An 8,616-nucleotide genomic window follows, 5' to 3' on the forward strand; every position below is an offset into this window, starting at 1 on the left:
CTTCCAGTCCGCTCGCTACAGAAAGGCGCGGCCCACCACAAGGCCCACCCGCCAGGTCCACGGGCCACCAGGGCCCCTCACCTGTTCCCCCCGGGCGAGCACGTCCCCTGGTAGCTTGCGCGGCCCCATGGACCGCCCCCTTCACTCGGTGCGTACGCGGCTGGACGACTTCCTCGCCGAGTTGGCCACGCACCAATATCGCCACGGCGCCGGGCTCTCCTCCGAGCCCCCCAGCCTCCACGCCTCCTTCCCCGAGCTGTCCTCCCCGGACACCTTCATCGCCGCCAACGAGGCGCTCGCCAAGGCCCGCGCCAAGGAGGACACCCTCGCGGTGCGCCGCATCCAGCTGTTGCGCGAGCTGGTGGCCACCCACGTCGAGGAGGCGCTCGCCGCCCGCGCCGCCCGGGCCGTGGCCGACCTGGAGGGCAAGGCGGTGCTCACCGTCGACGACCAGACCTACGCCTTCACGGAGGCCCTCGGCCGCCTCCCCCGCGAGCCCCGCCGCGCGCGCCGCGCCGGACTGGAGCGCGCCGTGGGCAACTTCCTCTGGGAGCAGCGCGGCCTCTACGGAGACCGCCGCGACGCCGCCCTCCACGCCGCCGAGCGACTGGGCGCCACCGACTACCCCACGCTGCGCCAGGACGTCACCGGCATCCCCTACGCCGACCTCGCCAAGGCCGCGGACCAGACGCTCCGGCGAACGGAGGACGCGTACCGCGACGTGCTCGCGTACGTGCTCAAGAAGGTGGACCCGCTGCTCAGGCCCCTGCCCGGCGGCGACGCGCGCCGACACGACGTGCAGGCCGCGCTGCTGGCGCCCTGGATGGACGAGCACCTGCGCCGCGAGGACGCATGGCCCGCCGTGGTGCGCTGGCTCGGCGAGTGGGGCTTCACGCCGCACGCGGACGGCCGCATCCGGCTGGACGAGGAGGACCGCCCCGGCAAGTCCTCGCGCCCCTTCGTCGTCACCGTGCGCGTGCCGGACGACGTCCGCCTGGTGCTCCAGCCGCGCGGCGGACTGGACGCGCTGGGCAGCCTGCTCCACGAGCTGGGCCACGCGCAGCACCGTGCGCACGTGTCCGCGACGCTGCCCATGGAGCTGCGCCGCCTGGGCGACGCGGGCATCACCGAGGCCCACGCCGCCGTCTTCGAGCGCCTGCTCTTGTCCCCCGAGTGGCTCAAGCGCTACCTGGGGCTGGGCGCGGTGCTCGCGCGCGACACGGCGAGGCTGGCCGCGTTCCAGGCCCTGGCCGTGCTGCGGCGCCACTGCGCGAAGCTGTCCTACGAGCTGTCCCTGAGCCAGAAGGGCGCATCCACCGAGCGCGCGGACGAGTACGCCGACGGCCAGCGCCGCGCCCTCTTCGCCGAGCCACATCCCGGCTTCTTCCTGTCCGACGTGGACCCGCAGCTCTACGTGGCGCACTACCTGCGAGCGTGGGCGCTGGAGGCCCGGCTCACCGGGCGCCTCACCGAGCGCTTCAACGAGGACTTCTGGCGCAACCCGCCCGCCGCCGCCTGGCTGAAGGGGCTGTACGCGCGGGGTGGAACGGATGACGCGGAGGGACTGGCCACGGAAATCTCGGGCACGCCGCTGGCGCTGCCCGAGGCGGGAGAGCGCCTCGTGGCCATCCTCAACCGGTAGGGGTGACCGCGCGGGCGACTACTTCTTCTTGCGCAGCGCCCGGACAATCTTGTCCTTCGTCGGGTTGGCGGCCGTCTCGCGAGCGCGAGGCGCGGCGGGCGCCGCCGCCTTCGTGGCGGGCGTCTTGGCCGCGGCCCGGGCGCGCATGGCCTTCATCAGCTGCATCTCGATGAAGAGCAGCTCGTCACCCAGCTCCTCGTTGTCCCCGGCGGCGCGCGGCAGCGGAGCCCGCGTGCTGGAAGCGTCGGCGCCGTGCCGCATGCGCAGCACCTTCTCCTCCTCGGCCGACAGCGTGCGCGTCTTCTCCAGCGCCGCCTTGACCTCCTTGGCCGTCACCGTGCTACTCCCGACCTTGCGCTCCATCTCCGCTCCCTTGCTGTACAGCCCACTGAACTTCCGAGCATGTCGGACGCGTCTGGGCCGCAACCGACGAGGATTGTAGAGGACGCAAGAGTCAGCGCAAATTTTCTTCCAACAGGTTGGGCCCGCCCTGTAGCGCGAGGCGCCTACAGGTGCATTCCCAGCCCCAGGAATCCGGACGAGAGCGCCTGTCGCTCCCCGGCGAACGGGGAGCCGGTGGCGGAGAAGTTCTGGTAGCGGGCCTCGGCGGAGAGGAAGAGTCCCCGGCCCAGCTCCACGTCCAGGCCCCCGCACAGCTCCGCCCCCAGTTGGAGGGAGCGCGTCGCCCCCTCCTCCCGGAGCGCGTGGGCCACCATGAAGCTCAGCCCGAGGCCCAGGTAGGGACGGACCCGTCGGGGCCCCGGGGGCGTGATTCGCAGGGACATGGGCGTCGCCTCGGTGAGCTGTCGACTGGAGGCCACGTGGCCGCCCACCTCGAGGAGGGACGCCTCCCGGCGATAGCTCCAGGCCAGTCCCGCGCTGTAGCCCGCCTCGCGCCCGCCCTCCGTGTCCGACAGGACGTAGGCGCCCACCGGGAACACGGTGACGCCCAGGCTCCGGGCAGGGGGCTGCGCCTGGACGCGGGACGCGAGCAGCCCGCAGAGACAGGCCAGGAGGGGGCGGAGACGACGCATGGCCCTGCGGGAGAGCAAGCCACACGCCACGGAGGAACCCGAGTGAAAACAGTGGGTTGAGGCGATTCAGCGTGGCCCTGACGCGGGCGTCCGGGCGGAGCCGTCAGGGCAGGCGGGCGGACGTCGAAACGGCGGAGAGGAGGGGCCCCATGACGCGACTGTCTGGGTGCGGCGATCCCCTCGAACCGGGCCCAGGCGGAGGCGTCACCCGCCTCCACGCCCAGGCCGTCCAGCGACTTCAAAGGGGCGTCACGGGAAGCCCCGCTCGGGGCGACTCGCCGCCACCATCGTCCTCGGGCGACGAGGACGCCTCACACGGGGCGACTCGCCGCCGCCCCATCCTCGGGCGGCGGGAACGCCCCGCAGCAGGCTACTCGCCGCCGCCCTCGTCCTCGGGCTCCGGAGGAGCCTCACCGGCCGTCGAGCCCTTGGCGCCCTCGGGCTTGGCGCGCTCGATGCCGAAGCGGTCCAACGCGTCGGCGATACCCTGCGGCTTGTCCGCGTCGGGCAGGAAGCTCTCGGGAGGCGCCAGCTTCTGGTCCTTGCCCACCTCGGTCAGGGCCGCCTCCAGCGTCATGCGCAGCTCCGCCGCCTCGGGCGTCTTGTCCGACGGCACGCCGATGCGCCCGTCCAGCCGCGCCTTGAGGACCACCGACGTGGCCGCGTCCACCAGCACCTCGCCGTCCAGCGAGCGCGGCAGCCGGTGGGCGAAGAAGTTCCCCCGGCGACGCGTCGTCTCGTCCGCCCCGTTCTTGGGCTGCAGCAGCGCCGGCAGCGGCCGGGAGGCATCCCCTTCCGAGGCGGGAGCCAGCGTCACCTGGTAGCGCCACGCCGTGCGCCCCTCGTAGGTGACCGTGCCCTGGGGCGACAGCTTGAGCCGCCCCTGGAACAGGCTGTCGAAGTCGCGGATGGCGCCGGTCAGCTCCGCCCGGGTGCGCTCGGCCATGCCGCGGTCGCGCAGCCGCTGACGGAACGGGCCATACCGGTTGCGGGCGAACACCTGCCCCGCGATGCGCATCACCTCCAGGCCCTGGTCCCGGGAGTTCTCCAGCACGCCGTGGAAGTCCCCGCTGACCCCGCCCGCGCCCGCGCGGAAGGTGCGCGTCTCGGTGAGCTTCACCGGGTTGGACTCGGCGGAGGTCCACTCGTAGCCCAGGGTGGCCTGGTAGCGGTGGGGCCCCAGCCTCTCGGTCACCTCGGCGGCGTCCATGCCGAGGATGCGGCGCGCCACCTGCGGGTTGTCCGCGACATCCTCCGGGGGCAGCTTCTGCTGGGCGGAGGCCACCACCTTGGGCGGGTCCTCGGGGGAGAAGATGCGGGCCTTGGCCGCCTTGTCGACCGGGTCCGAGCAGCCCGAGGCCGCCAGTGCCACGGCGAGGATGAAGGCGGACTTCTTCGAACGGCTCACGACTCCTCCGGAGGGGGTACCACGGGGGCGGCAAGTTACGTGGCGCGTACAGGAGCGGCAAGCTGCGGCTTGCGTGCGGCCGTGCAAGGGATAGAACGCCCATCTCATGCAGAACCTGCGCGACAAGTTGTTGAAGGCGGGCCTCGTCACCGAGGAACAGTCCAAGAAGGCTGATACGGCGGCCAGCCAGGCGGAAGCCCGGAGGCCCTCGTCCCAGGACGGCGGACGTCCAGGCGGAAACCGTCCCCCACCCCGACGTGATGACCACCGGACATCCGGGGGTCCTCCGGCGCGGAGTGAGGAGCGGCCTCCCCGCGAGGGTGGCGGTCGTCCCGGTGGCGGCGGTGGCAGGCCGGGTGGCGGTCGTCCCGGTGGCGGCGGCTCGTTCCGTCCCGGTGGCGGCGGCTCGTTCCGTCCCAGCGGCGGCGGCGCGCCCCAGCACGGCCGGCCGTCCTCCTCCGCTCCGCCCGAGCGGCCCATCCCGAAGCTGCCCCCCATGCCGGGCTCCAAGGCCTACCAGCGCGCGGAGTCCAAGCGTCAGGTGGAGCTGGACAAGGCGCTGCGCGAGCTGGTGATGGGCTCGCAGGTGGCCCAGGAGCCGGGCGAGACGGCGTTCTACTTCATGACCCGCAAGGGCAAGCTGCGCCGGATGGAGCTGACGCCGGAGCAGGCCAAGCGGCTGGAGGACGGCGAGCTCGGCGTGGTGGAGCGTCCGGACCCCGCGCAAATCGAGCACGCGCTGGTGCCGGCCGCGGCGGCCGAGCAGATGTTCGCGCTCTCGAAGAAGGCGGTGCGCTTCCTCAACCGGAAGGACAGCCCCATCGGCTTCATGAACGACGAGGAGCTCAAGGCGCAGCAGGCGGCGGAGGCCGCTGGCACCGCGCCCGAGGTCTCCGACGAGCCCGAGGCCGAGGCCGCCCCCGAGGCGCCCCCCGCCGAGGCCGAGGCGTCCGCCGAGACGCCCAAGCCCGAGGACAGCGAGAACCCGGGCTGACGTCAGGCCCCCGCGGAGCGCACGAGGCCCTCCCCTCTTCCCAACGGAACGAGGGGAGGCGCCTGGCGCGGAGGCCTTTCAGTCGAACGCGTCGAGGCCGGTGATGGCCTTGCCCAACACCAGCGTGTGCACCTCGTGGGTGCCCTCGTAGGTGAAGACCGATTCGAGATTCAGCATGTGGCGCACGGGCGGGTACGCGTCGGTGATGCCATTGGCGCCGTAGATGCTCCGCGCGACGCGGGCAATCTCCAGCGCGCTCTTCACGTTGTTGCGCTTGGCCAGGCTCACCATGACGGGCGTCACCTTGCCCTCGTCCTTGAGGCGCGCCACGCGCAGGCCCACCAGCTGCGCCTTCACGATGTCCTGGAGCATGTCCGCCAGCTTCTCCTGCGTGAGCTGGTAGCCGGCCACGGGCTTGCCGTGGAACGACGCGCGTGACAGCGCGTACTCGCGAGCCCCCTCGAAGCACGCGATGGCGGCGCCGGTGACGGCGAAGGCGATGCCCAGCCGCGCGTTGTTGAGGCACGACAGCGGACCGCGCAGGCCCACCACGCCGGGCAGCACGTTGCGCGCGGGGACTCGCACGTCCTGGAAGGACAGCTCGCTGGTAATCGACGCGCGCAGGGAGAACTTGCCGGGGATGTCCCGCGCGCTGAAGCCGGGCATGCCCTTCTCCACGAGGAAGCCGCGGACGGACTCGGGGCCGCCGTCGTCCGTCTTCGCCCAGACGATGGCCACGTCGGCGATGGCGCCATTCGTAATCCACGTCTTGGTGCCGTTGAGGACGTAGCCGTCGCCGTCCTTGCGCGCGCGGGTGCGCATGCCGCCGGGGTTGGAGCCGAAGTCGGGCTCGGTGAGACCGAAGCAGCCGATGGCCCTGCCTCGCGCCATGGCCGGCAGGAAGCGCTCCTTCTGCTCGTCGCTGCCGTACGCGTGGATGGGGAACATGCACAGCGAGCCCTGCACGGACGCGAAGGAGCGCAGCCCCGAGTCACCGCGCTCCAGCTCCTGGAGGATGAGGCCGTAGCTGACGGTGTTCATCCCCGCACAGCCGTGGCCGTGCAGGTTCGCGCCCAGCACACCCATCTCCGCGAGCTGGGGGATGAGGTGCACGGGGAAGGTGCCGTCGCGGAAGTGTCCGCCGATGATGGGGAGCACCTCGCGGTCCACGAAGGCGGCCACGGTGTCGCGCGCGGCCTTCTCCTCGGGGGACAGCAGGTCGTCGAGCCGGAACAAGTCCGTGATGTCCGCACGTGCCATGGCGCCGTCCTAGTGCCCGCCTCGGGGAGCGTCAAACGGGGCGAGGGCTTGTTGGCACTGACGGGCTGCGAAACGCAGGTGAAGACGTGCCCCCTGCCGACGCCGGGGGCGCTAGGCTCGCGCGCCATGACGACGACCCAGAAGACCGTGGTGGTGACGGGTGCGAGCCGGGGCATCGGCCGCGCCGTGGCGCTGTCCTTCGCGCGTGAGGGCTATCGCGTCTGGGCCCTGGCCCGTGCGGCGGATGCCCTCGAGGCGCTCGCGAAGGAGGGCGGCGAGGGCGTCCGGCCGCTCGTCGTGGACGTGGCGAGCGAGGACGCGCTGATGGCCGCGACGAAGACCATCCTCGCGGAGGGCACGCCCCGGGTGCTGGTGAACAACGCGGGCATCACCGTGTCCGCGCCGCTCACCAAGACGCGCACCGAAGACCTAGCGCGGGTGATGGCCATCAACGTGACGGCGCCCTTCATCCTCTGCCGGGAGCTGATGCCCGCCATGGCCAAGGAGGGCGGCGGCCGCGTCATCAACATCGGCTCCATGGCCGCGGTGCGCGGCATGAAGTACACGTCCGCGTACTGCGCCTCCAAGCACGCCCTCCTGGGCCTGACGCGCGCGCTGGCGGTGGAGTACGCCAAGAAGAACATCACCGTGAACGCGGTGAACCCGGGCTGGGTGGAGACGGACATGTTCTCCAACGCCACGGCGGCCATCACCCAGACGACGGGCCGCAGCGGAGAGCAGGCGCGCGAGGCGCTCGCGTCGATGAACGCCATGGGCCGCATCGTCCAGCCGGAGGAGGTGGCCGCGCTGTGCCTGTTCCTCGCCTCGGACGCCGCGGGCGCCATCACGGGCGCCGCGCACGCCATCGACGGCGGCGAGCTGGGCTGAGCGCCCGCGCCTCGGCCCCTCGTTCACGCACGGGGGCCGTCGCGCCTCACGCGGCCCGCCCGCGCCTCGCCAAGCGGAGCACCACGCCTCCAGTTGCGAGTGGTGGGGGTGAGCCGCTCCTCGTCCCGCCCATCAGCGGCCTCCCGCCTCGACGCACGGAGCAGCCCACAGGGGGACGAGCCGCTCGACGGGCCTGCGGGCCCCTCAAATCTGGTAGCGGCCGACGATGGCGGAGAGCTCGCCCGACGCGGCGGAGAGCTGGATGGCGGCCTGCTCGCTCTCCGCCATGCGGTCGACAATCTGGTCCGCCACGTCCGCCATGGAGCTGAGCGCGGCGAACAGCTCCGCGATGCCCGCGTCCTGCTGGCGCACGGCGTCCGAGATGCTCTTCACCGTCTGACCATTGCTCTGGATGATGCCCGCCAGCGAGCGCAGGCTCTCTCCCGCCGCGCGCACCTGCTCCAGGCCGCCCTCCACCTCGCGCGCGCCGCCCTCGCTGATGCGCACCGCGTCCGAGATGGCCCGGCCGATGTCGCCCAGGATGCTCTGCACCCGCGTCGTCGCGCCCGCGGACTGGTCCGCCAGTGAGCGCATGTTGCGCGCCACCACCGAGAACGCCCGGCCCTGGTCCCCGCTGCGCGCCGCCTCGATGGACGCGTTGAGCGCGAGCACGTTGGACTGGTCCGCCAGGTCCTTCACCGTGCGGGTGATGTCGCCCACCAGCCGCGTGCGCTGATGCAGCTCGGAGATGGTGCGGCCGATCTGCTCGACGTGCGAGCGGATGTGCGTGAGCCCGCCCACGCTGCCGGACACCGCCGCCTCGCCCGCCTGACCGAAGCCGCTCGCCTTCTCCGCCTCGCGCTGAATCGTCTCCACCCGCTTGGCCGCCGCGCGCGAGCTCTCCTGGAGCTGCTGCGCCGCCAGCTGCGTCTCATGCAGCGCCACCGCCTGCTGGGACACCGCCTCGTTCTGCACCGTCGCGGAGTCGGTGAGCTGCGACGCCGCGGCCTCCAGCTGCTCCGCCGAGCCCTTCAGCGCCATCAGCAGCGAGCGCAGCCGCACCATCATCTCCGCGAAGGACGATGCCAGCTGACCAATCTCATCCCGAGAGTGCACCTCCAGCGTGCCCCGGAAGTCGCCCTCCGCCACCACCCGCGCCGCCGCCGCCGTCAGCTCCCGCAGGGGGCCCGTCATCCGCCGCACCAACAGGAAGATGATGCCGCCGGCCGCCAGCGCCGTGAACAACCCCAGCCCGACGATGAGCACCACCGCCGTGGTGAAGCGCGACGCCTCCGTGCTCTCGTCCCGCGCGAGCACCAGCTCCAGCCCCGCGCCCACCGGCTGACGCGCCACGCGGAAGCTCACGTCCTCCACCTCCACCGGCCGGGAC

The 8,616-nt window shown here is 72.5% G+C and carries 8 protein-coding genes; 3 read left to right on the forward strand and 5 right to left on the reverse strand.

Annotation, left to right across the window (positions count from 1 at the left end; genetic code table 11):
* Nucleotides 1–127 precede the first annotated feature (127 nt).
* Complete coding sequence (locus FL311_RS37930; RefSeq protein ID WP_141332549.1) at nucleotides 128–1,642, forward strand: peptidase M3; 1,515 nt, start codon at nucleotides 128–130, stop codon at nucleotides 1,640–1,642.
* A gap of 18 nt (nucleotides 1,643–1,660) precedes the next feature.
* Here the strand turns inward: FL311_RS37930 and FL311_RS37935 are convergent, their stop codons facing one another.
* The 3 genes from FL311_RS37935 to FL311_RS37945 form a co-directional block, all read right to left on the reverse strand.
* Nucleotides 1,661–2,005, reverse strand: a complete 345-nt coding sequence (locus tag FL311_RS37935) for a hypothetical protein (RefSeq protein ID WP_046711509.1) — start codon at nucleotides 2,003–2,005, stop codon at nucleotides 1,661–1,663.
* Nucleotides 2,006–2,148: 143 nt separating this feature from the next.
* Complete coding sequence (locus tag FL311_RS37940; protein WP_141332550.1) at nucleotides 2,149–2,676, reverse strand: hypothetical protein; 528 nt, start codon at nucleotides 2,674–2,676, stop codon at nucleotides 2,149–2,151.
* A 370-nt stretch (nucleotides 2,677–3,046) separates the two neighbouring features.
* Nucleotides 3,047–4,084 carry a hypothetical protein gene (locus FL311_RS37945; RefSeq protein WP_141332551.1) on the reverse strand — a complete coding sequence of 346 codons (1,038 nt, stop codon included), beginning with the start codon at nucleotides 4,082–4,084 and terminating at the stop codon, nucleotides 3,047–3,049.
* Nucleotides 4,085–4,190: 106 nt separating this feature from the next.
* Between FL311_RS37945 and FL311_RS37950 the strand changes: the two genes are divergently transcribed.
* Nucleotides 4,191–5,078 carry a DUF2058 family protein gene (locus FL311_RS37950; protein ID WP_141332552.1) on the forward strand — a complete coding sequence of 296 codons (888 nt, stop codon included), beginning with the start codon at nucleotides 4,191–4,193 and terminating at the stop codon, nucleotides 5,076–5,078.
* A gap of 78 nt (nucleotides 5,079–5,156) precedes the next feature.
* Here the strand turns inward: FL311_RS37950 and FL311_RS37955 are convergent, their stop codons facing one another.
* Nucleotides 5,157–6,338, reverse strand: a complete 1,182-nt coding sequence (locus FL311_RS37955) for an acyl-CoA dehydrogenase family protein (protein WP_141332553.1) — start codon at nucleotides 6,336–6,338, stop codon at nucleotides 5,157–5,159.
* 126 nt (nucleotides 6,339–6,464) lie between these two features.
* Between FL311_RS37955 and FL311_RS37960 the strand changes: the two genes are divergently transcribed.
* The gene (locus FL311_RS37960; protein WP_141332554.1) at nucleotides 6,465–7,226 is read left to right on the forward strand and encodes an SDR family NAD(P)-dependent oxidoreductase; all 762 of its coding nucleotides are present in this window, start codon (nucleotides 6,465–6,467) and stop codon (nucleotides 7,224–7,226) included.
* A 204-nt stretch (nucleotides 7,227–7,430) separates the two neighbouring features.
* Here FL311_RS37960 and FL311_RS37965 read toward each other — a convergent pair.
* On the reverse strand, nucleotides 7,431–8,616 hold a 1,186-nt coding region (locus FL311_RS37965; RefSeq protein ID WP_141332555.1), incomplete at its 5' end, for a methyl-accepting chemotaxis protein.

The organism is Myxococcus sp. AB025B, assembly GCF_006518215.1.
GTDB lineage: Bacteria > Myxococcota > Myxococcia > Myxococcales > Myxococcaceae > Myxococcus > Myxococcus fulvus.

Bases quoted from the DNA above. Each gene is read 5' to 3' on its own strand.
- FL311_RS37940 (WP_141332550.1), bottom strand. From the start codon at position 2,676: ATGCGTCGTCTCCGCCCCCTCCTGGCCTGTCTCTGCGGGCTGCTCGCG.
- FL311_RS37935 (WP_046711509.1), bottom strand. From the start codon at position 2,005: ATGGAGCGCAAGGTCGGGAGTAGCACGGTGACGGCCAAGGAGGTCAAG.
- FL311_RS37950 (WP_141332552.1), top strand. From the start codon at position 4,191: ATGCAGAACCTGCGCGACAAGTTGTTGAAGGCGGGCCTCGTCACCGAG.
- FL311_RS37930 (WP_141332549.1), top strand. From the start codon at position 128: ATGGACCGCCCCCTTCACTCGGTGCGTACGCGGCTGGACGACTTCCTC.
- FL311_RS37955 (WP_141332553.1), bottom strand. From the start codon at position 6,338: ATGGCACGTGCGGACATCACGGACTTGTTCCGGCTCGACGACCTGCTG.
- FL311_RS37960 (WP_141332554.1), top strand. From the start codon at position 6,465: ATGACGACGACCCAGAAGACCGTGGTGGTGACGGGTGCGAGCCGGGGC.